Source organism: Halomonas sp. B23F22_20 (genome assembly GCF_043496985.1).
In the GTDB taxonomy this organism is placed as follows: domain Bacteria; phylum Pseudomonadota; class Gammaproteobacteria; order Pseudomonadales; family Halomonadaceae; genus Halomonas.
On record NZ_JBIEKH010000002.1, the window covers coordinates 183499 to 204881 of the forward strand.

15 protein-coding genes are annotated in these 21383 nt (G+C 55.1%); 10 read left to right on the forward strand and 5 right to left on the reverse strand.

Going from position 1 to position 21383, the window contains the following annotated elements; all coding sequences use genetic code 11:
* From lhpI to ACGTN6_RS02020, 9 genes are all read left to right on the forward strand, one after another.
* On the forward strand, positions 1–927 hold the full coding sequence (lhpI, locus tag ACGTN6_RS01980; RefSeq protein WP_394589548.1) for a bifunctional Delta(1)-pyrroline-2-carboxylate/Delta(1)-piperideine-2-carboxylate reductase: 927 nt from the start codon (positions 1–3) through the stop codon (positions 925–927).
* Positions 928–949: 22 nt separating this feature from the next.
* Positions 950–2293 (forward strand): short-chain fatty acid transporter, encoded by a 1344-nt coding sequence (locus tag ACGTN6_RS01985; protein ID WP_394589549.1) that lies wholly within the window; start codon positions 950–952, stop codon positions 2291–2293.
* A gap of 270 nt (positions 2294–2563) precedes the next feature.
* A complete protein-coding gene (locus ACGTN6_RS01990; RefSeq protein ID WP_394589550.1) occupies positions 2564–2764 on the forward strand; it encodes a hypothetical protein in 201 nt (66 codons plus the stop codon).
* 150 nt (positions 2765–2914) lie between these two features.
* Entirely contained in the window at positions 2915–5305 is a 2391-nt protein-coding gene (locus tag ACGTN6_RS01995) for a DNA/RNA helicase domain-containing protein (RefSeq protein ID WP_394589551.1), read from the forward strand.
* Positions 5306–5412: 107 nt separating this feature from the next.
* Positions 5413–5769: a nucleotide pyrophosphohydrolase gene (locus ACGTN6_RS02000; protein WP_394589552.1), complete on the forward strand. Its 357-nt coding sequence runs from the start codon at positions 5413–5415 to the stop codon at positions 5767–5769.
* Positions 5770–5988: 219 nt separating this feature from the next.
* Entirely contained in the window at positions 5989–6765 is a 777-nt protein-coding gene (locus tag ACGTN6_RS02005) for a type IV toxin-antitoxin system AbiEi family antitoxin domain-containing protein (protein ID WP_394589553.1), read from the forward strand.
* 28 nt (positions 6766–6793) lie between these two features.
* Positions 6794–7675 carry a nucleotidyl transferase AbiEii/AbiGii toxin family protein gene (locus tag ACGTN6_RS02010; protein WP_444875038.1) on the forward strand — a complete coding sequence of 294 codons (882 nt, stop codon included), beginning with the start codon at positions 6794–6796 and terminating at the stop codon, positions 7673–7675.
* Between the two features lie 100 nt (positions 7676–7775).
* On the forward strand, positions 7776–8234 hold the full coding sequence (locus ACGTN6_RS02015) for a hypothetical protein (RefSeq protein ID WP_394589555.1): 459 nt from the start codon (positions 7776–7778) through the stop codon (positions 8232–8234).
* A 247-nt stretch (positions 8235–8481) separates the two neighbouring features.
* Entirely contained in the window at positions 8482–11502 is a 3021-nt protein-coding gene (locus ACGTN6_RS02020; protein WP_394589556.1) for a DEAD/DEAH box helicase, read from the forward strand.
* A 250-nt stretch (positions 11503–11752) separates the two neighbouring features.
* Here the strand turns inward: ACGTN6_RS02020 and ACGTN6_RS02025 are convergent, their stop codons facing one another.
* Positions 11753–15736 carry an RNA-directed DNA polymerase gene (locus ACGTN6_RS02025; protein WP_394589557.1) on the reverse strand — a complete coding sequence of 1328 codons (3984 nt, stop codon included), beginning with the start codon at positions 15734–15736 and terminating at the stop codon, positions 11753–11755.
* Between the two features lie 752 nt (positions 15737–16488).
* Here ACGTN6_RS02025 and ACGTN6_RS02030 point away from each other — a divergent pair.
* Positions 16489–16719, forward strand: coding sequence for a hypothetical protein (locus ACGTN6_RS02030; RefSeq protein WP_394589558.1), 231 nt, complete (start codon positions 16489–16491; stop codon positions 16717–16719).
* A gap of 539 nt (positions 16720–17258) precedes the next feature.
* Here the strand turns inward: ACGTN6_RS02030 and ACGTN6_RS02035 are convergent.
* The 4 genes from ACGTN6_RS02035 to ACGTN6_RS02050 all read right to left on the reverse strand — a co-directional run bounded on the left by ACGTN6_RS02035 (position 17259) and on the right by ACGTN6_RS02050 (position 21321).
* The gene (locus ACGTN6_RS02035; RefSeq protein WP_394589559.1) at positions 17259–19145 is read right to left on the reverse strand and encodes a methyl-accepting chemotaxis protein; all 1887 of its coding nucleotides are present in this window, start codon (positions 19143–19145) and stop codon (positions 17259–17261) included.
* Positions 19146–19414: 269 nt separating this feature from the next.
* Positions 19415–19846 (reverse strand): DUF7282 domain-containing protein, encoded by a 432-nt coding sequence (locus tag ACGTN6_RS02040; protein ID WP_394589560.1) that lies wholly within the window; start codon positions 19844–19846, stop codon positions 19415–19417.
* 111 nt (positions 19847–19957) lie between these two features.
* Positions 19958–20719: an anti-sigma factor gene (locus tag ACGTN6_RS02045; RefSeq protein WP_394589561.1), complete on the reverse strand. Its 762-nt coding sequence runs from the start codon at positions 20717–20719 to the stop codon at positions 19958–19960.
* Positions 20716–21321, reverse strand: a complete 606-nt coding sequence (locus ACGTN6_RS02050) for a sigma-70 family RNA polymerase sigma factor (protein WP_394589562.1) — start codon at positions 21319–21321, stop codon at positions 20716–20718. The genes ACGTN6_RS02045 and ACGTN6_RS02050 overlap by 4 nt, the downstream gene beginning before the upstream one ends.
* Positions 21322–21383 lie beyond the last annotated feature (62 nt).

Below are 21383 nucleotides of genomic sequence, written 5' to 3' on the forward strand. Positions count from 1 at the left end.
GTGAGAATCTATGCCAGTGAAGAGACGAGAGAGGCACTTCCATTTTCCCGTTTAATCCCAGTGCTTGAAAGTATGTTCAAGCATGGCTGTACAACGCCCCGTAGGCACATTCACGACATCGGAACGCCGGAAACACCCTTGACAACACTGATAATGCCTGCCTGGAGTGATGTCGGGTTTATGGGAATTAAAACCGTCAACATTGCCCCTAACAATGCTAGCAAATCGCTACCCGGATTGTTCTCGACTTACACATTGTATAACCGTGATACGGGAGAACCCGTAGCTCAAGTCGATGGTAACGAGATCACTTCAAGGCGCACAGCTGCCGCTTCAGCACTAGCAGCCAAATTTCTGGCATCCCCTTCCTCCTCGCGCTTGACGCTACTGGGGGCAGGACGTGTGGGTAGCCTGATTCCCTACGCTTATCGGGAAGTATTGCCAATCGAAGAAGTCGCGGTCTGGGATATCAATCCCGTCGCATCGGAACGACTGGTGATGCAGCTTAATCAAGATGGCTTCAAGGCCCGCGCCGTCGAGGATCTTCAGATGGCAGTGAGCTGGGCAGATGCTATCACCTGCGCGACCTTGTCGACACAGCCATTAGTCAAAGGAGCCTGGCTGTCCCCTGGCAGTCATCTCGATCTGATCGGCAGCTTTACGCCGAGTATGCGCGAGGCGGATACCGATGCAGTGGTTGCTAATGCTCTCTTCATTGATACCGAAGAAGCTCTGGAAAAGTCAGGGGATCTGACTCAACCGATACATTCGGGTGCCCTGAGCCCCGATGCCGTCATCGGGACTTTGGAAGACCTCTGCCTACGTCGATGCCCTACGCGAAGCTCGCAGCAGGAATGCACGGTATTCAAGGCAGTTGGTACCGCACTGGAGGACTTGGCAGCAGCAATACTTGTCCATCAAGGTTAAAATTATATTCAGGAGAACAATAATGTCAAACAATACTATAAATGCCAGTGAGAACAACAGGTTCTTCGGTGGAGTCACCAATGGGTTGACACGTATTTTCGACCGATACCTTCCTGATCCATTAGTCATAGTTATCGTACTTACAATTATGATTATGCTGGCTTGCGTGTCATTCAGGGGGGACGCTCCTGCCGATATTCTCGGCTATTGGATGGATGGGTTCTGGAGTCTGCATGGGTTTGCTATGCAGATGGTTCTCATCTTGGTTGCAGGTTTCGTAGTGGCCACTACGCCAATGTTCAAGTCTCTGACGTTACGCATCGCTAGTTCAGCCAGAACTCCTGGGCGTGCGGTTATCATCGTGACCGTGGTGTCACTTCTGGCTAGCTGGTTGAATTGGGGTATAGGGCTTGTGGTTGGGGCAGTGCTAGCCAAGGAGTTGGCCAAGCGCGTACCATTCGTCGACTATCGGCTGCTGATTGCGAGTGCCTATTCTGGTTTCCTTGTCTGGCATGCTGGGTTGTCTGGATCGATACCTCTTAGCCTAGCGACTCCTGGTCACTTTCTAGAGGGTAGTGTTGGCCTGATTCCTACCAGCGAAACATTGTTCAGTCCTTTGAATATTGGTCTTGTCGTGGCAATTTTTGTCGCGCTTCCTCTCACCAATTACCTGATGATGAAAAACAGCAAGACGGTGTCTTTTACCGACTTTAAAGATGAGCCGAAACCATCGAATGATGACGTGTCACGTCCAGCAGAACGCCTCGAGCACTCAATCTGGCCTGCACTGCTCATCTCTTCGGCAGGTATAGCCGCGGTGGTTCTTTACGTAGTCAAAGGAGGAGGCCTCAACCTCAATGTCATTATCTTCTCGCTGATTTTTGTTGGTATCGGCTTGCACAAGAATCTCAGTCAGTTTCTGGCGCAAATCAATGAAGCGGTGAAAGGCGCCAGCGGCATCATCATTCAGTTCCCTTTCTATGCTGGCCTCATGGGTATCATGTCTCAATCTGGCTTGGCCGGTGACCTCGCACAAATGTTCGTTAACATCTCAACGGCAGACACACTACCCGTTTGGAGTTTTCTCTCTGCTGGCGTAATCAATATGTTTGTGCCATCGGGTGGTGGCCAGTGGGCAGTGCAGGGGCCGATTGTCATGGAGGCTGCCCAGGCACTGAATGCCGACATCTCAACTGTGGCAATGGCATTTGCCTGGGGAGATAGCTGGACCAACATGCTGCAGCCGTTCTGGGCTTTACCTGCCCTTGCGATTGCAGGTCTCAAGGCTAGAGATATCATGGGGTTCTGTGCAGTTGTGTTGGCGGTGAGCGGCATTATCATTAGTCTGGCACTGTTGCTGTTCTGAGAGTAAAAGTCGTCAATGCAATATCATCAACCTGACTTTTCTATATAAATAATGTCTGGTGTCCAGGTGCCACTCTTGATGAGTGGCACTTGCATCATATCTATATTTGATCTCAGAGATGGTATCTAGCAACGATGTAGGAGCTGAAACCGGGATAACCCCATTTTCAGAAGCGGCGGGATTTTCCGATACTGGCTTCTGACATCATGGGAGCCATTGACCAACCATAGGTCAGGCGGCCAATGGCTGTCTGACCGCCAAGAGGAGCGCATGGACGAACAGACACGCCGACAACAGCGGAAAGAGCTGGAAACCAAGACCGTCGAGCAGGTCGGCGAGGCGCACCCAGAAAGCGGGGAGCCGGCGGTTCGGTGGCTGACTTCCGAAGAACTGGATGAACTGCGGCGGGACATGGCCGAAGCATCTGCTTGGGCGCGGGCTGAACTGAAACGACGAAAAACAGATAGTTAGGCTGGGCACCGAAGCCCGTATGCACAGACCCAAGCCCTCCCAGCTTTTTAGCTCTGATCTGTGCTGTGGCAGCCGCTAGCGTGCATAATTGTCAAATTCATTCATGCTATAAACCTATAACTAACTGACCGAAAAGGGAACTTTTGGGGAATGCTGGTCTATAACGCCACCAAGCAGCAGTTCATCGACGATGTACGAGCCAACGTCATCACCGACGCCATCGAGAACGAGGTGGCACGCAGGCTGAACCGAAACTCGCCGCGTAGTGAGGTGACGTCGTGGGAGAACTCTCTTCGCTTCATGATGAGCGCGCTGCTGGACGAGGCGATTCCCGCGTCGGCGGGGGTGGCCATCGAATACAACATCCCGCTGACCAATCGCCGTGTGGACTTCATCCTGACCGGTAAGAATCATCAGCGGGACGACGCGGCGGTCATCGTGGAGCTGAAGCAGTGGCAGTCCGTCGAGGTGACGAAGAAGGACGCCATCGTTCGCACCCAGCTGGGCGGCGGCGTACGCGAGACCAACCATCCGTCGTATCAGGCGTGGTCCTATGGCGCGCTGATCGAGGACTACAACGAGACGGTACGCTCCGAGTCGATCCGCCTGGTGCCCTGCGCCTACCTGCATAACATGAAGCAGGGGAACGCTATCAATGATCCCTTCTACGAGCATCACACGCGCCGTGCCCCGGTCTTCATCTCGCAGGATGCCTTGAAGCTCTCGGCGTTTCTGAGCCAGCACATCAAGTACGGCGACAGCAACAACATCATGTATCGCATCGAGCACGGTGTGATCAAGCCGAGCAAGAACCTGGCGGATGCCCTGGCCTCGATGATGCAGGGCAACCCCGAGTTCCTCATGATCGACGACCAGAAGCTGGTCTATGAAACCGCGATCGATTTTGCGCATCGCGCAGGCAGCGGCAACAAGCAGTGTCTGATCGTCAAGGGCGGGCCAGGTACCGGCAAGTCGGTGGTGGCCATCAACCTGCTGGTGGAGCTGACGAAGCGCGAGATGATGACCCAGTACGTCTCGCGCAACTCCGCCCCTCGTGAGGTCTTCAAGAAGAAGCTGACCGGCACGCGCAAGAAGACCCACATCGACAACCTGTTCAAGGGCTCGGGCAGCTACGTCAACGCCGAGCCGGATACCTTCCATGCGCTGATCGTCGACGAGGCGCACCGCCTGAACGAGAAGTCGGGCATGTATCAGAATCTGGGCGAGAGCCAGATCAAGGAGGTGCTCGCCGCGTCACGCTTCTCGATCTTCTTCATCGATGAAGCGCAGCGCGTGACGCTGAAGGACGTGGGCACGGTTGAGGAGATCCGGCGGCGGGCAGCCGAGTGCGGCACTGATGTCCACGAACTTGAGCTGGCGTCGCAGTTTCGCTGCAACGGCTCGGATGGCTATCTGGCCTGGCTCGATCATGCCCTTCAGATTCGCACCACGGCCAACACCGACCTGGAGGACATCGACTACGACTTCCAGGTGTTCGATGACCCGAGTGCCATGCGCCATGCGATTCTCGAGAAGAACCGCAAGGCCAACAAGGCACGCATGGTGGCGGGCTACTGCTGGCCCTGGGCGAGCAAGAAAGACAAGCAGGCCATGGACATCGTGTTTCCCGAACATGGCTTCGCCGCCCAGTGGAACCTCGATGACGACGGCATGCTGTGGGCGATCGCCGATGGATCAGCAGAGCAGGTCGGCTGCATCCACACCTGCCAGGGGCTCGAGTTCGACTACGTTGGCGTCATCATCGGCGACGACTTCGTGATTCGTGACGGCCGCGTGGTGACGGACGCGGCCAAGCGGGCAGGGCAGGACCGTTCGGTGCATGGCTACAAGAAGATGCTCAAGGAGCAGCCCGAGCATGCCCGTGCCCTGGCAGACCAGATCATCAAGAACACCTATCGCACGCTGATGACGCGGGGCCAGAAGGGCTGTTACGTCTATGCCACGGACCCCGAGACCCGCGAGTACTTCGCGGCCTTCGCTCGTGCGCAGGCAGCTACCGAGCATACCGATCTGGCTGAAGAGGCCGAGACGCTGGATGGCTTGCACCTTCCCATCGTGACGCGTGATGAGGCAGTGCCGTTCGAGCGCCATGTGCCCGTGTACGATTTGAGCATCGCCGCCGGCGAGTTCAGCGAGATGCAGATCGCCGACGCCGAGCACTGGGTCGAGCTGCCGGACTTCATGCGGGCGAGCCCCGACCTGTTCGTCAGCCGGGTGGTGGGGGAGTCGATGAACCGGCGCATTCCCAATGGCGCCTGGTGCCTGTTCCGTGCCAACCCTGGCGGCACACGGCAAGGCAAGGTCATCGTGGTACAGCATCGCGCCATTGAGGACCCGGACCACGGCGGCAGCTTCACTATCAAGCTGTATCAGAGCGAGAAGATCGAGGAGTACGGCGAGTTCGTGAACCAGCGCATCGTGCTGAAGCCCCAGACCAACGCCTTCGGTTACAAGGACATCGTGCTCGAGGAAGAGCTCGAGGACCTGAAGGTCATCGGCGAATTCCTCTCCGTGCTGTGAGCGAGTGGGCGGCCGGATGGTCGCCTATGCCGATGCCGGCTGGATAGCGAGCGGCAGAGCAGGCATGCTCACCGCTATTCGATTTTGCAGAACCAGGTGAGTGACACATGTCCGACCCGTTCAAGAAGCTTCGCGACGCCATGGACCAGTTCGCCACCGAGCGCGACTGGGACCAGTTCCACTCGCCTAAGAACCTGGCCATGGCGCTGACGGTGGAGGCAGCTGAGCTGCAGGAATGTTTCCAGTGGCTGACCGAGGTGCAGTCCAGGGAGCTGGATGAGCAGCAATTGGCCGCCGTGCGCGATGAGATTGCCGATGTTCAGCTCTATCTTATCCGGCTGGCGGGCAAGCTGGACGTGGATATCGAAGCGGCATGCCGGGCGAAGATGGAGAAGAATGCGGAAAAATATCCCGCCGACCAAGTGAAGGGAAGTGCGAAAAAATACACGCACTATCAGGATTGACGTGATGTGTGGCCGCTTTGTCCCCCTGCAGCGGCCTTCTCAGCCTGGCTTCGTCCCTCAAGCTTCCTCCCGCTGAATTCGGCTCAAGCAGGGCCGGAGACTCGGCTTAGGTTTAAATTCTACGCAAAAAGCGGCCTTTAATGGCGCTTCTGTGCTTGAAGATAAACCAGCGTGGTTTATTCTTCACTCTGAAGACGGAATTTAAGGCCGCTTTTTTACGTGAAAATAAACCAGCTGCTGCACAAGATCCCGTATGGCGCCGTGGTGACGACCGCCTGGCTGGCGTCACAGGGTGTCAACTCGGATCAGGCGCGTAAGCTGGCCAGCAGTGGCTGGCTGCAACGCGTGGGGCACGGCGCCTACTGCCAAGCGGGGGAGCCTCTTACCTGGGAGAGCGCTGTTTTCGCCTTGCAGGCGAGCGACGACACGGGCTTACCACCGCTTTGGCCGGGTGGCCAGACTGCCCTCGCACTCCATGGCTTTTCCCACTACCTGCACATGGGGGAGCGCACGACGCACCTGTATCGCAAGGAAGCCGTTCGGCTGCCCCGTTGGTTGAGTGATGCCGAGTGGGCAGGGCGGATGATGCTTCACTCCGAAAAGGGCCTGTCGGTGCAGCTTCCCGGCAGCTTCACGGACTACGCGCCGGATGGCAGGGCCTTCAGCTTGCAGGTATCGACCCCCGAACGAGCGGTGCTGGAGTGGATCGCCGTGACGCCGAATGCGCTGCTGTTCGGCAGTGAGCTGGTGGACACCTTCGGCGGGCTCAATACGCTGCGCCCGCGCCGGCTGCAGGCATTGCTGGAGGGGTGCCGTTCGGTGAGAACGAAGCGGGCCTTCCTGGTGCTGGCTCGCCACGCCGGGCATGCCTGGTACGGTCGTCTGGAACCACGCCGACTGGATCTCGGCAAAGGCAAGCGGCAGCTCTGCCAGGGCGGCAAGCTGGACAGGGAATATCACGTGACGGTGCCGGAGGCGTTCCTGCATGCCGATTGAAGCTCGCTACCATGAACAGGTCAGGCTGTTGGTTTCGCTGCTGCCTTTCCTCAATGACGAGCCGTGCTTCGCCCTGAAGGGCGGTACGGCCATCAACCTCTTCGTGCAGCCATTACCCCGTCTATCGGTCGACATCGACCTGGCCTACCTGCCGCTGGAGCCCCGAGACGAGGCGCTGCGACGCTGTCGTGAGGCGCTGCAGCGACTGGCAGGGACCTTTAGCGCCAGACTGCCAGGCGTACGGGCCGAGCTTCAGGATAATCGCCGAGATGAGCTGAGGATTCTGGTACGCCGAGGGCGTAGCCAGGTGAAGGTCGAGGTATCGCCGGTACTGCGTGGCACCCTGCACCTGCCTCGGGAGCGCGATGTCGTTGAAGCCGTGGAGGATGATTACGGCTTCGCGGCGGTGCAGGTGGTGTCACTGCCGGACCTGTACGGCGGCAAGATTTGCGCCGCGCTGGATCGCCAGCACCCCCGGGACCTTTTCGATGTGAAGCTGCTGCTGAACCAGGGCGGCCTGGATCGCAGTGTATTCGAAGGTTTCCTGGTCTATCTGCTGGGGCATCCCAGGCCCTTGAACGAAGTGATCAACCCACGGCTGAAACCGTTGGATGACGTCTACCGACAGGAGTTTGTCGGGATGGCCAGGGTTGACCTTCAGTTGCAGGAGCTGGAGAGCGTCCGTAATGAGCTGCTGTCGCGGCTGGGGCAGCTGATGACGGATGAAGACGTTCGCTTCCTTCTGTCCTTCAAGCAGGGGGCGCCTGACTGGACGCTGCTTCCGCTGCCGGGTGTCGATCGGCTGCCAGCCGTGCGCTGGAAGCTCGCCAACATTCATAACATGCATTCGGATAAGCACCGACAATCACTGGAGCTGTTGGTGCAGGCCTTGGGCAGGCTTCGACAATGATGCGGCGTGCCCTGGCGGATTAACGGCCTAAGTAGACTTCTCCTTATATCCTTTAAACGCTAGGCTGTTACGTATAATTACGCCACGCGCAGGGGATGACATGGCGAACAGCAGGGAAGCTCAGTCCCAGTGGAACGTCACCAAGGTCATGTCTGCCGGCGGCTGGGAGTATGTCGGCTGGCTGGAATTGCCCCACTATCGCCTCATCAAGCTTGAGGAGGAACGCCTTCTCCTGGCAGTGGCTGGGGAGGACTACGGCCTTACTTCGGTCAACGATGCTCGCTCTGGCAAGCCCCGCGACCCCGAGAGGCAGCGCCTGGCCGAGATCATCAACCGGCTCAACGATCTTTACGGCCCCGAGGTCAGCGATGACGACAAGCTGCACTTCGCCAACGGCATAACCGACCGCATCGAGCGCAAAGAAGTGGTTAGGGCTCAGGTGCGCAATCACAGCGAAGACCAGGTGATGCACGTCCTATTCCCAAAGAAGGTCACTGACGCCGTGCTCGACGTCCTCAGCGAACATAAGAGGAAACAGGGCGGCAATTTGCGTTGTTGATACTCAAGTTGCTGGCGGGCAAGTCAGCGCAAAATGTGCAGGCAAACAAATGAGCTGTCGACTTACCGGTCAGAAAATGCGTGAAATAATGAGGGTCTGCCACCGATTTTATAAATTTTTCGACACCGCCGCGACGGCGGATGTGAAACATGAGGTCGTGAACTCCTATAATAAGCTGATGGATTTGATTTGCTGGAAAAAGTAAAGCTATTAAGTCAGTTACAAATGACAACCATGAGGCAGGGATATGTCAAGCAGAGAAGATAGGGTTATAGAGAGGGAACTTGGAAACGTTAAGCTGTGTTTTTCATCTAGTAGAGATGATCTATTAGTTAAGAGCTTCGAGAAAGTTTCAGAAGCTGTCAAAGAGTCTTGGAGAACTTCTCTAAAAGTTACTCCTGTCGACGCGCTTGACCCCTGTTATGAAATTAAAAGCTTACGGCAGCCTCAGGTTTCAGCACTATATTCTATTTTGTCTCACTTGACTGGGCACGAAAGAAAAGATGTTACTGTTGTGATGCCGACAGGAACTGGAAAAACTGAAACAATGTTAGCTTCCATATGTGGGTTGCCGGTTGATAAAGCATTAGTAGTGGTGCCGACAGATAGCTTGCGCGAACAAACTTTCAATAAGTGCATCAGTTTGGGAAAGCTAAGGGAGTTAAATGCGATACATAAAGAAACTCTCAACCCAGTAGTTGCGTTAATCTCAGGAAGGCTTGAAAGTAATGAAGAGCTTAGTTTCCTTCTGTCCGCTAATGTGATTGTGACCACGCCGCATTCTCTTAACCTCTCAGGTCCACAGATCAAGAAAAAGCTTTTTCAAGCTTGTAGTCACTTATTTGTAGATGAAGCCCATCACGTTAAAGCTAAAATCTGGCGATCTGTGAAAGAGGCATTTTCTGGAAAAGATGTTGTTCAGTTTACAGCTACTCCGTTTAGGGAGGATAGGGAGAAAGTAGGGGGTAAGATAATTTACAACTACCCGATATCCCTGGCGCAAAAAAGTGGTTATTTTAGAAACATTACTTTTAAGTCCGTGTATGAAGTCAGCGATATCATTGGTGATGAGAAAGTCGCTGAAACAGCAGTAGCTCAACTGCGAGAAGATTTGTCGAATGGCTACGATCACATCCTTATGGCAAGGTGTGAGACAAAGCAAAGAGCAAACGACGTGGGGGAGATTTACAAGGAAAATTACGGTGACTTAAATCCAGTGGTTATTTATAGCGGGATGGCTGGTCAGAAAAAAAAGTTGAAAGCAGTTGTTGAGAAAGAACACCGTGTTGTTGTTTGTGTTAACATGCTAGGGGAGGGCTTTGATTTGCCAGAGCTAAAAGTTTGCGCCTTGCATGATATACATAAAAGTCTGCCTATAACTCTGCAGTTTGCTGGGCGATTTGTGCGAGATCGTCCTGATTTAGGAAACCCTACCTTTGTAGCGAATATCTGTGACCAAAAGGTCGAAGATACTTTAAAGAGCCTGTATGAAGAAGACCCTGATTGGAATAGGTCTCTCCAAAGAATAAGCGAGGCAAGCATTAAGAGAGAGGTGGAATTCCAAGAGCTTATTGAGAATTCAGTGACAACAGGAAATGAAGTTCCGCTGGAAAATATAAAGCCTGCGCTAAGTGCAATTGTGTACAAGGTTGATTCTGCAAACTTTGATGTTGAAATATCTAAAGTGCCTTTGGAAAGAGGTGAGAAGCTAGTAGCTTCAATAAAGATATCAGATCCTAATATTCTGGTGTTAGTGACAAAGATAGATATTTCTACTAAATGGGCCCCGTTGTCTGAGCTGTCTCAAGTCGAGTGGCGTCTTGTTATAGCCTTCCATGATGAAAAGGAGGGACTCTTATTTATACATGATTCTTCTAAAACAGGAGCTAGATCTCGTTTGGTGAAATGTCTGGCAAAGAATCCAGACCTCCTGAAAGGTGATCATGTTTTCAAAAGTTTTGGTAACATCGAAAGGCTGGTTTTACAGAACGCTGGGCTTAACAAAGGTAGGCGTGGCCCTTTGCGCTATGTGATGTATACAGGTATAGATATCGAAACTGCAATCAATGACTTGGCGCAGGGTGGCTCTTACAAATCAAACTTATTTGGAAAAGGGTTTGAGAGCGGTTCGAAAGTTAGCATAGGCTGCTCTTATAAAGGTCGAGTGTGGTCTATGAGTAGCGCGCCAGTTATTGATTGGATAGATTGGTGTCGAGAAATAGGAAGTAAGCTAAATGATGATCTTATAGACCCCAATGCGATATTGGATAAGGTTATGAGAACAAGAGAGGTCAGCCATGTCCCTGACTTAGTTCCAATATGCCTGGATTGGCCTGACTATTTGTTCGAGTATGGATTCTCATCAGTAAGTCTAGAGGTGATGGGGAGATCCTATAACCTTGAGGATGCCTGTTTCTCAATTTTTGAGTTCCAGTCGGGCAAGATTGATTTTGATGTTTCTGTTGGTGGGTTTTCAGAAAAATACAGCTATACGATTTCTCAGAATGGGTATCAAGTTAAAAGGTTAAGCGGGGATTTTTTGTATTTAAATAATAAAGATGGAAAAAGGCTGTTGGAGGAGTTTTTTGATAATGAGGAATCACCTTCGGTATTCTTTGAGGACGGTTCTAAGCTATTTGAGAACTTGCATATTGTTCGTCCGGATGATTTCACAATTCCTCATTATAGAGTGGGTCTGTTGAAACAGTGGTCCTGGGGTGTCAACGTGAGGAGAGAATCCCAAGGAGAGGAAAAAAATAAAGATACTATTCAATATGCCGTAATTTCTAAAATTGTACAACAGCATGAAAGTTGGATTGTATTTGATGACGATGGAGCTAATGAGGTAGCAGACATAGTCTCATTTAGGAATGAAGGTGAAGTGTTGGTGATAGAGTTTTTTCATCTTAAGTATTCCCATGGTGCTTCCCCAGGGTCGCGCATTATTGATTTTTATGAAGTCTGTGGGCAGGTCGTTAAGTGCTGCAAATGGGTTGGCGAATTTGATAAGTTGATAGATCAGTTGAAGAAAAGGGAGCGTTCGCGTGTTAACGCTAGTAAATCTAGTCGGTTGGAAAAAGGAGAGTTTCGTGACTTTGAGTTGCTAAGACAACATGGTGGGCGCCTTAGGAAAGAATATAAGTTTTATGTTGTTCAGCCCGGTTTGGATACCAAGAATGTTAGTGCTGACGTTTTGTCACTCCTGGGTTCCATTGATCTGTATGTCAAAGAAACCACAGGGCACAACATGGTTGTCATAGGTAGTTAGTTACCGACTAGGTCCTATAAGAGAATAGAGTTTCAAGAAGCTCTTGGAGAAGGTGTCTCTTGGTTTTAATTCTTGTTCTAATGATTTCTAGACTATGGTGTAAGTTGAGGGTTGTGATAGAACTCCGTGTTTGGGTTAATGAAAAGCAACTTGCTGATACTCCCATGGGGCATTGCAGTGCCCCCCTCGCCCCTATAGGGTGAGTTAGAGGGGAGAGCACTTCAGATGGCCATAAAGATTGGCTCCCCGCTTATTTGATACAAACCCCGGCGGGGGGCGTTTTTTGCTTAATCCCTGATTTCATGCTTGTGCCAACACCGTCACGGCGGAAATCAAACATATTCAATTTGAATGTATTGATAGTCACTTGGTCGTTGCCACTGGAATGCGCTATCAGGCGTTTGTGCCTTTCATTATAAGGAGCCATGGCATATGAACCACCAAATTCACCGCTGTTGACCAGAACGATGTATTGATACATGTGGTAGTGCAGTGCCTCTACCATTGAATCAAAGGTATTTACATCTCTGTTTAGCGCCGGGATCAATAGTGCATTAGATTTGTCTCGAAGATCGGCGCTTAATGAAATGTCGGTGGAGTCAAAGCAGATCGCAGAGGTCAGGACAAATCCGCGGTCATTAGAGAATTTTGGGTGAAGCAGCTCCAGCATCAGTTGGTATGGTCGCCATGGCTGGATGTTTATCTGCCTTTCTCCCTCCATCATATGATGTTTTCCTTGGAATCTTTGAATCTCGTTCTGGTTGCCGTTGTGCTTCCTGGGGACAATCCAGATTGCGCAGTTGTTTGGGCCTTTTACTCCAGGTTGATTAATAAAGCCAAGACCGGAAAGTACTATTGCATGAGTCTTGCGCGAAAGCTGGACAAGGATGTCTAGGTCATCATTGTGGACGGCCAGTTCTGGAAGCACTATCAGGTCAATATCCTGTTCGCGCTCTCCGTTCTTAGGCTTTTCAAGATGCTGGGCCTCGATATGCTTGGTTATTAGTGTTGCGACTCTTGCCACGTGTCGGCGGTGTTTGGTCCGATATACAGGATCATTCAATAAAATACCATGCTTAGAAAAATCATTCTGTTGGGGCATTTTGGCCTGAACCATGGCAACTTTCAGGCTGTTTTTAGTGTCTTTTGTGTTGTCCCAGTTAGGTGTGATCAACTCTGGGAGTCCTGGGATCTCGGATTGCTGGCAGTAGCTTTCTTTCAGTGTAGAAAGGCGTTTTTCCACGAGTTGTTTTACAGCTTCCACAGTGAGCGCATTCGGCCAGGAATAACCCTGATCATTCACACGAATGCCAGGCCATTTTAGCAACTTTGAAAGTAACGTCGTAAGCCAAGCCGAGAACTGTGCGGCCTCACCTACTAGAGCCTCAGGGGTAGTAAGTAGGCCGACTTGCCTTTTATATTGGGTTGATCTCAAGCCTCGGTAGCCTACGTTCGGGGTGATAGACTGACCAAATCCTGTTGGGTCATCAGAACCGGCTAGAACGGCTCTTATGCAGAGAGCTATGCGTTGCAGTATAAATGTATCGTCCAGCTCATCTTGCTCGCGGTGAAGGTGGTAGGCTAGCTGGCTAAGTGATGCATGAAATGCTAGTTCACTGATATTCAACTCGGCTTCAAAGGCTTTGAACTTAGGTGGATTCGAGTAGCTACCAAATTGAATCTTTGTCTGACCCAAGTCTATTACATCGTCAGGCTTAGCCTTCTGGAAATCGTTTTCTTTCCCCAGTAGAGCCTGCATTAACTTAAGTGCCATGATTTCATTGGCCAGAGGGTTGTCCGGCCGACTGATAAGCTTGTAGATAGCTATGTCATCCTTGATATCCTTGAGCGCCTTTGCCGATGGCTTGGTGTCGAGGTAGAGCTTGCTGTAGATCTTGTTCGTCTTGAGTTGGTTAAGCCAGCCGTACTTAAGGGGACGAGCATGCAGTATGAGTGAACGACAGAATGCCATATCCTGGATTGCGATAAGCTCAGTTATCCCTACAGGGTCATTATGAACTTCAAGCAAAGAAGCCGTTGCTCTCAAAACAGGTTTCTGGTCGATTACCAGTTGCTTGGCAATAAGGATGCTGGCTGCAGTATCGCGAATACCGAAATTTTTAGGTAAGCTAATATTTCTGAAACCCTTGGTGAGCTTTAAGATGAAATCATAGAACGGATCAGTACTATTTTCTTCTAAGGTGGTATCAAGCCTTACTAGAAGAAGGAAACGTGCCTGGTCCACCAGGAAGTCGAATCTTTTTCGATGTTCACCTAAGCTAGGTTCAATCGTTTCTTGGGTGGCCGCATCAACTTCCACTTTTTTACTTGGTTTATCATTATCTATAGGGCGAGAAGCAATGTCGACAGCCAGATCTTGCAATACCTCGAAAAAATCATCAATATCTGCGTGAGCGGGAATGGCGTGTCTATCTTTGCGATGAATTACGGTAGCGGAGTGGCGGAAGATTTCAGCCATACAGTAATTTGCTATTTCCGCTTGTTTGGGACAACGGTCCTCCCAGAGATGATATTCATAGTCCTGAAGGTGCCGGAGCTGCTGCAGGACTGGTGTAAGAAGCTTGGTGCTCGGGAACAGCTCCAGCCCTTTTTTCAGCAGAAGAACTAGAGAGGGCTCATGGCTCCAGTTGGCGATGAAACGCCGCGCGAGCCGTTCTTGGAGATAGTCCCAGTCACCGGGTATGGGTTGACCGTTGTCATCAACTTCTCTGGCAGTAAAATGCCGGATATCGCTTAGTAGGCTCGTTACCTTATTAGCCGTGAATCGCTTCAGTGTATCTTCTCGTACATCGAAGATATCCTTCTCTACGGCTGCAAGGCGATTGAAGCGCCTAGAAGATTCGGTTTCAGATTGTTCATGGGTCTTGTTGTTTGACAGCAATAGCAATGATTCTAGTTGCCCGAGGTAGGTGTCTGCATCCTCAAGAGAGACTGGGCCACTGATGCTTGACTGGATGTCTTCCAGTGTTTTCGAAATGCCGACAGATTTCCCTCTGTAGATCTCTATCTTGGTTTTTTTCTCATTGAGCTTCAGGTTCAAATTAAGAGTGTCTAGCTCAGTTTCTATTTTTCTCTCTAACGCCTTCTTGATTGCTTTGAGATGGCTTTCCCCCTCGTTTTTCTCAGGTTGTGATTTGCTTTCAAAATATTCTCGATTGGGGGCAATAACGACCAAGCGTATGTCATCGACATAACGACAATAATCGATAAGTTTGATGGGGGTATCAGGCGGTTCCGCCAGATCAATGGTGTCACCAATAAGGCTACTCATGACACCATCAAATCCGAGCATGTAGATATTGGCAAGGAAGCCTGACGCGACTAGGCCTTGAGGTAGACCCTTCGGTGCCGTCTTGATATCAGGGGTTTGGCATACTTCAGGAAAACGCTGCTCGGCTTCCAGTGACCATTCCCACTGCTCAAATGCGGCCAGCACGTGGTCTCTGGTTGTGTGATTTGATGTTCCTGTTAATTTTTGCTCGTCAGACAGATCCCTGACTTGTTTGATGAGCTCTTTTCTGTCAACGCGGTCAAAGAATTGGCTCAGATCCAGCTCTACGAGATACACCTCTTCATCTCTCGATTTCTCTGGTAACGCCTTGCTGGCGAAATAGTAAGGACGTTGCAGGAATCTGCGGTAGTCTCTGAAATATTTGCTGTATGTTGTGGTTGCACCGTAGCTGTGTTCGGCTTTGTCGTCTTCGTATCTGCAATAGAGTCGATTGCCGTAGCTGACAACTTCTTTATCGTGAACTTCGTCGTAAGAAGTCGTGGGATCGCCTTGGGTTGACTCCACGTCATTGGCTAGACACATCATCAGTAGAGTCATGATGGTCTGTTCGCGGATACCTACGTGCGCCAGTGGTCTCAGAGTGAGCTGTTTTTCATCTGCCGGCTTCCAGATAAGTTTGAACTCTGCAATTACTTTTTCTATGTCCCCTTTGGGCTCTATAAACCCCCATGGGCAGGCCTTGGGGGCCGGAACCAGCTCGAGAGGTTCAAACTTAAGTTTACCCTCAATATCGTGGGCCCACTCGGCACATCGATTTCGCAGATCGATGGATGAAACGTCCAGTTCAAAGTTATCTGCATACCAATTGGTGGTGCGGATATAGTCATGGGCCTTTTTCCAGGCCAATGCCAGAAGTAAGGGGTCGGTCAGGTATTCGTCATTCAGAAATAGCTGGTCATATTTTGAATTAAGTACTGGCATTTGTTTTTCCTTGATCGGCTACCTTGTCAACGAAATATTTCGGTGCCTCTTGGTTAGCCTTGGGCCTATCCTTTGATGTATTGATAGATGTGCAGCGTCTTTTCCAGGTATGGCTGACCTGGAACGCCACCACGCCTCGCACAGTCAGCTGCTCGACGACCAGCTCGCCTGAAATCATGATGATCCTTGCCACCCTCTGCGCAGCCGATGGTGTACCACACCGTCCACTTACTGTTGTTTTGCCGGTCCATAGGGCCCGTCATTGGATAGTGCCACACGTCAGGTGCGGTGTTTATGCACGAGAGGTGCCGAGGGGCCGTACTGAGGGCTCACGTGCGCGCCCCGATCTCCTGATCGGTACAGTACCGGTACACACTTAAGTTTTCTATGGTATGCTTAGATTTCGCTAACCTACTGATTCCAAAGAACTGTACCTTTCGCTAGATTTCGGTCACTTTCCCTTGGGTATCAGTAACTTATTGTTTTAAAAGCGAACTCATAATCCCTTGGTCGCTGGTTCGAGTCCAGCTGGGCCCACCAGGCATCCACCTGCATATCGGCGTTCTCTTTTCCCCTTCGCCACCTCTCGGCACCGTCCCTTGGTGCTCATCTCCCCCAGTCACCGTGCCTAACGGCGGCTCAAGGATGGCTTACGCCTCAGGCTCTTCTGGCCTACGTCATAGATGGCGTATTTCTCACATCCATGTCAGCTCTTTCCAATTAGCTTTGTGTGATCGAAGGGAGGAGCGCGAATGGACAGCATTGACTTGTTGCCGGACCCTCTGCATGACGGGTGGATCTTGTCGTGCCAGTGCGGGTGCAAGGAGATACGCCCAGCCGCCGAGACGACCTGGCTGGATTTCGAGGTGTTGGCGTTGTCCGAGATTCGCTTCCAGGTCACCTGCCTGTCCTGCGGCGGCCAGGCACGGCTGGACGCAAGCGAGGACGAGCGGGACGTGCCCGAGGAGGCTGTTTCGGGTTGATGAGGCGGGATTCGGGGCGACCGACAGTCGTGTCGGTTGCCCCTTGTTGTTGGTTCATCGCCGGCTAGCATAAAAGGGGAGAGGCTCCGGGCGCCTGGCGGCGCCATCGCGCACTGAAGTGCGCTTCTACGAAGGGCGCTCCACGATGTCGAACTGGGCTGTGCCGCTTCGGCACGTGGTTGCGTACCCCGGGCGCCTGGCGGCGCCATCGCGCACTGAAGTGTGCTCCCACGAAGGGCGCTCCACGATGTCGAACTGGGCTGTGCCGCTTCGGCACCTGGTTGCGTACCCCGGGCGCCTGGCGGCGCCATCGCGCACTGAAGTGCGCTCCCACGAAGAGCACTCCACGATGTCGAACTGGGCTGTGTCTCTTCTGCACCTGGTTGCGTACCCCGGCGCCTGGCGGCGCCATCGCGCACTGAAGTGCGCTCCCACGAAGGGCACACCATCGCGCACTGAAGTGCGTTCCCACGAAAAGCACTCCCAGCAGGCGGTTCACGCCGAGGCGGGAGGCTTTCTGTTGCGTCCGGTCCTCGTCGCTACGTCAGGGCCGGGTAGCGTTGGCTGTCCTGGGGGGCGTCGTTGAGCCTGAAGCTGCCGACCAGTTCCGCCAGGCGGTCGGCCTGTTCGCGCAGCTGCTCGGCGGCGGAGGTGGATTCTTCCGCCAGGGCGGCGTTCTGCTGGGTCATGCGGTCGAGTTCGGCGACGGCAACGTTGACCTGGCCGATGCCGTCGCTCTGTTCGGTGGTGGCGTGGCTGATCTCGCCGAGCATGCCGGCGACGCGGTTCACCACTTCGACGAGCTCGTGCATGGCGTTGCCGGCGTCGCGCACCAGCCGGGTGCCGCCCTGGACCTTCTCGCCGGAGGCCTCGATCAGCCCGCGAATGTCACGCGAGGCTTCGGCGCTGCGCGTGGCCAGCTGGCGCACCTCGTCGGCGACCACGGCGAAGCCCTTGCCGCTCTCGCCGGCGCGGGCGGCCTCCACCGAGGCGTTGAGGGCCAGCAGGTTGGTCTGGAAGGCGATGTCGTCCATGACCTTGATGATGCTGCCGATCCGCTCGGAGGCCTGCTGGATGTCGCCCATCGTGGTGACCACGTCGGTGACGGTGTCGCCGGTGCCCTGGGCCAGCCGGGCGGCAGACTGCGAGAGGCCGTTGGCCTCGCGGGAGGACGCCGAGGTGTTCTCCACCGTGCCGGTGATCTGTTCCATGGAGGCCGAGGTCTGCTGCAGGCTGGAGGCAGCCTGGTCGGTGCGGCGCGACATGTCTTGGCCGCCGCTGGCGATCTCCTGGGCAGCGTGGCGCACGGCCTCGCTGCTGCTCCTGACCTGGGCCAGCACGTCGTGCATCTTGTCGGCGAAGGCGTTGAACTGGATGGCGAGCTCGCTGGCTTCGTCCTTGCCTTGGACGGGCAGCCTCAGGGTCAGGTCGCCATCGCCGTCGGCGATCTCACCCATGGCCTCGGCGGTGCGCCGAATCGGACGGAACAGGGTGCGCAGCAGCAATGCCAACACCACCAGGCTTGCCAGCAGGATCGCGGCCACCAGCATCATGACCAGCAGCACCGCCCGGTTGAGGTCGGCGAACAGTTCGCCGCGGGGAATCCGCGCGAAGGCGATCCATTCGGTGCCGGGCACTTCCATGGCGGCGACCAACTGCTCGGCGCCGTGCTGGTCGGTGAGGGTGGTGTAGCGATAGCCGTCGCCTGTCAGCAGTTCGTCGGCCTGGGTCTCCCAGCCGGGCAGGCTCTCGATCGGCTTACCGGCCATGGCGGCGCCGTCGGGGTGCACGCTGATGGTGCCATCCCGGCTTGCCAGGAACACCGACCCGCTGTCGCCGAGCTGGTAGTTGCTGATCGTCTCCGCCATGGCGTCCAGGGAATAGCCGACCCCGGCGATGCCGGCGCGCTCGCCGCCGATCTCCACTACGTGATTGATGAAGACCTTGAGCTCGCCGCCCTCGGAGTCTACGTCGAGGGTGTAGGCGGGCCCGCTGGCATCGTCGACCATGGCGTAGAACCAGGTGTCTTCGCGAGGGTCCAGCGTTCGCTCGAGGCCCTCTGCCGTGTAGTAGTGGCCGCTGAGGGCCGAGACGAAGAACACGGTGTTGGCCCCGGTGCGCCGTTGCAGCTCGTCGAGGTAGGTCACGGCACGCTCGGTGGCCGCCGGGGGCTCGCCCTGGCTCAGCCAGTCCTGCAGGTAGCCGTTGTTGGCCAGGTCCCGGGCGGTGGTGATCGGCCCGGTCAAGGTAGCCGTGATGTCGTTACGAATGCCCTCGAGCGTGGCCGGTAGCTCGGTGCCGGTGACGCGGTCGGTGATCAGGTTGCTGAACAGTCGGTACTGAATGGCCGTCGCCCCGCCGACGATCAGGACCATACAGAGGCTGACGACGATCATCAGTTTCTGGGCAATGGTGAGATGCTTCACGGTTTCCCCCTGGCTCCTCGCGCGCCGCCGGGCGCGCATTATTTTGTTGACTGCTTGGTCAGTTTTTATCGGCAGGGTGGCGGGAATCTGTAGGCGATATCCGACATCGACACGCGGCAAAGGCGGCCGGGCTCGAGCGGGCAGGGAGAAAGCGACGTCGGATAGGCGCACAGCGCCGGTGGCGCGAGCCGGGGGAGAGGGCTCGTGGCAGGCGCTGGTGGCTGTCTTGGGGAAGAGCGGCGGGGCCGGTAGCCGACCCCGCGTGTGCCTTACTGCGCTGTGATGGTGGTCATCACCAGGTTGCCGTCGATCTTGATCGGGCCGTCTTCCGAGGCGCCGAGGGTGTATTCGAACACGCCGGTCTCCATGCCGCCTTCCTCGCCGTGGATCATCAGCATCAGCTGGTCGCCGGCGCTGACTTCCTCGGTGAGGATGGCGGTCACGTCCATGTTCTCGCCTTCCTTGAGCGGGGAGTAGCCGACCACCGGGCCCGGCTTCATGCTGTCGTCGGTGCGGTGCACCACCAGCCAGCCGTTGCTACCCGCCATGACTTTCTCCGCGGAAACCGTGCCGCCGGCGACGGACTGGTCATCGGCCCAGACTTCCGGATGCATGTCGCCGTGCATGTCCGCCTGGGCCAGGGAAGCGCCGGCGAGCAGTGAAGCGGATACGAATGCGCTTGCCATGAACTTGGTCATCATCATTCTCTCCTTGAGTGCTGAGCACGTCCCATCTTTCGAAGTGGTTGGCGATGGGCGTGCTCCTAGTTACGAGAGACGATGGCGGACGGTTTCAGCGGCGGGCGAAAAAACTTACAGCCGCTGCGGTGCGCCCCGGTTGGTGGGATAGAGATAGCCGTGGATCGCCGGGCCGGTGGGCTGGCCGGTGGGCGAGCCGCCCGGGGGCTCGATGCTGATGCCGAAGGTGGCCCGCTTGAGCAGCTCGGGGTCGAAGTCGCTCAGGGCGTCGGCCGCCAGGCTGAGGTCGTCGTTCAGCACGCCCACCGAGCGGGGATCGGGCCCGAGCGAGGCCTCCTTGATCCATAGCTGGTAGGAATTGCCCGACATCGGCTCGGCGGTCACCGGCCGCACGTGCAGCTGGCGGCTTGCCAGGTCCACCGAGAGCATGAATGCCGGCTGCTGGTCGTTCTGCTGGAACACGGCTACGAAGGGCGGCTCTTTCGGTGTCTGGTCGAGCGGGGCGATCAGCACCACAGCGAGCGTCAGCGCGGCGGCCGACGCCAGTCCGGTGCTCCAGCGCCAGAAGCGAAGGCGCTGGCGAAGCGCCGAGAGTTGGGCGAGATCGGCCGTCCGGTGCTGGGATGTTGCGGGGGTCTCGTCGCCCGCCTCCAGGGCTTCGATGCGGCGCTCTATCCTCGCCAGCAGATCCGGCCCGGGTGCCACCGCCTTCACCTCGTCGCCGAGCGGGGCGAGGCGTGCCTCCCAGGCGAGGATGCGCGCGTCCAGCTCGGGCTCGTGGGCCCGGCGCCGGGCCACGGCGGCTCGTTCATCGGCCTCGAGGGTGCCCAGCACGTACTCGGCGGCCAGCATGTCAATATCGTCGCGGTCGTTCATGGCGCCAGGCATCCCTTGAGTTGCTTGAGGGCACGATGTAGCCAGGTCTTGACGGTGTTCACCGGCTGTTCGAAGTGGGCGGCCAGCTCGGCCCGGGACCAGCCGTCCAGGTACGCCAGGCGCACCATGTCCCGGCGGTTGGCCTCGAGCTCCTCCAGGCAAGCATGCAGCTGCCGTGCGTCCTGGTCGTGCTCGGCGAGCTCCCGGGCGCCCAGGTCGTCGGAGGGCGTCTGGTCCAGCGTCTCCTCAGGCTCATGGGGCGCCTTCGGCCGCCGGCGCAGCTCGTCGATAGCGGCATGGCGTGCGATGGCCACCATCCAGGCGATCGGTGAAGCGCGGCCGGTCTCGAACTGTGCTGCCTTCTGCCAGATGGTCACGTAGACCTCCTGGACGATGTCGTCCGCCTGGCCTCGTTCTCTCAAGATACGCAGCACCGTGCCGTAGAGTTTCGCCGAGGTGGCCTCGTAGAGCCGGGCGAAGGCCTGGCGGTCGCGATTCGCCACGCCCTGCAGCAGCCCGGCGAGGCGGTCGCCGGGGGCCGCCGACGAGGGCGATGGGGGGGCGCCGGTTGGCGCCGAAGAAGACCGAGAGGCGTCGGACATACCACGATCCCTGTAGACGTCGATGGGAGAAAAACCGTTTCCGGCAGACTGCGGTGCGTTGC

Coding starts and splice junctions, on each gene's coding strand:
- ACGTN6_RS01985 (WP_394589549.1), top strand. CDS start 950: ATGTCAAACAATACTATAAATGCCAGTGAGAACAACAGGTTCTTCGGT.
- ACGTN6_RS01990 (WP_394589550.1), top strand. CDS start 2,564: ATGGACGAACAGACACGCCGACAACAGCGGAAAGAGCTGGAAACCAAG.
- ACGTN6_RS01995 (WP_394589551.1), top strand. CDS start 2,915: ATGCTGGTCTATAACGCCACCAAGCAGCAGTTCATCGACGATGTACGA.
- ACGTN6_RS02000 (WP_394589552.1), top strand. CDS start 5,413: ATGTCCGACCCGTTCAAGAAGCTTCGCGACGCCATGGACCAGTTCGCC.
- ACGTN6_RS02015 (WP_394589555.1), top strand. CDS start 7,776: ATGGCGAACAGCAGGGAAGCTCAGTCCCAGTGGAACGTCACCAAGGTC.
- ACGTN6_RS02020 (WP_394589556.1), top strand. CDS start 8,482: ATGTCAAGCAGAGAAGATAGGGTTATAGAGAGGGAACTTGGAAACGTT.
- ACGTN6_RS02025 (WP_394589557.1), bottom strand. CDS start 15,736: ATGCCAGTACTTAATTCAAAATATGACCAGCTATTTCTGAATGACGAA.
- ACGTN6_RS02030 (WP_394589558.1), top strand. CDS start 16,489: ATGGACAGCATTGACTTGTTGCCGGACCCTCTGCATGACGGGTGGATC.
- ACGTN6_RS02040 (WP_394589560.1), bottom strand. CDS start 19,846: ATGATGACCAAGTTCATGGCAAGCGCATTCGTATCCGCTTCACTGCTC.
- ACGTN6_RS02045 (WP_394589561.1), bottom strand. CDS start 20,719: ATGAACGACCGCGACGATATTGACATGCTGGCCGCCGAGTACGTGCTG.
- ACGTN6_RS02050 (WP_394589562.1), bottom strand. CDS start 21,321: ATGTCCGACGCCTCTCGGTCTTCTTCGGCGCCAACCGGCGCCCCCCCA.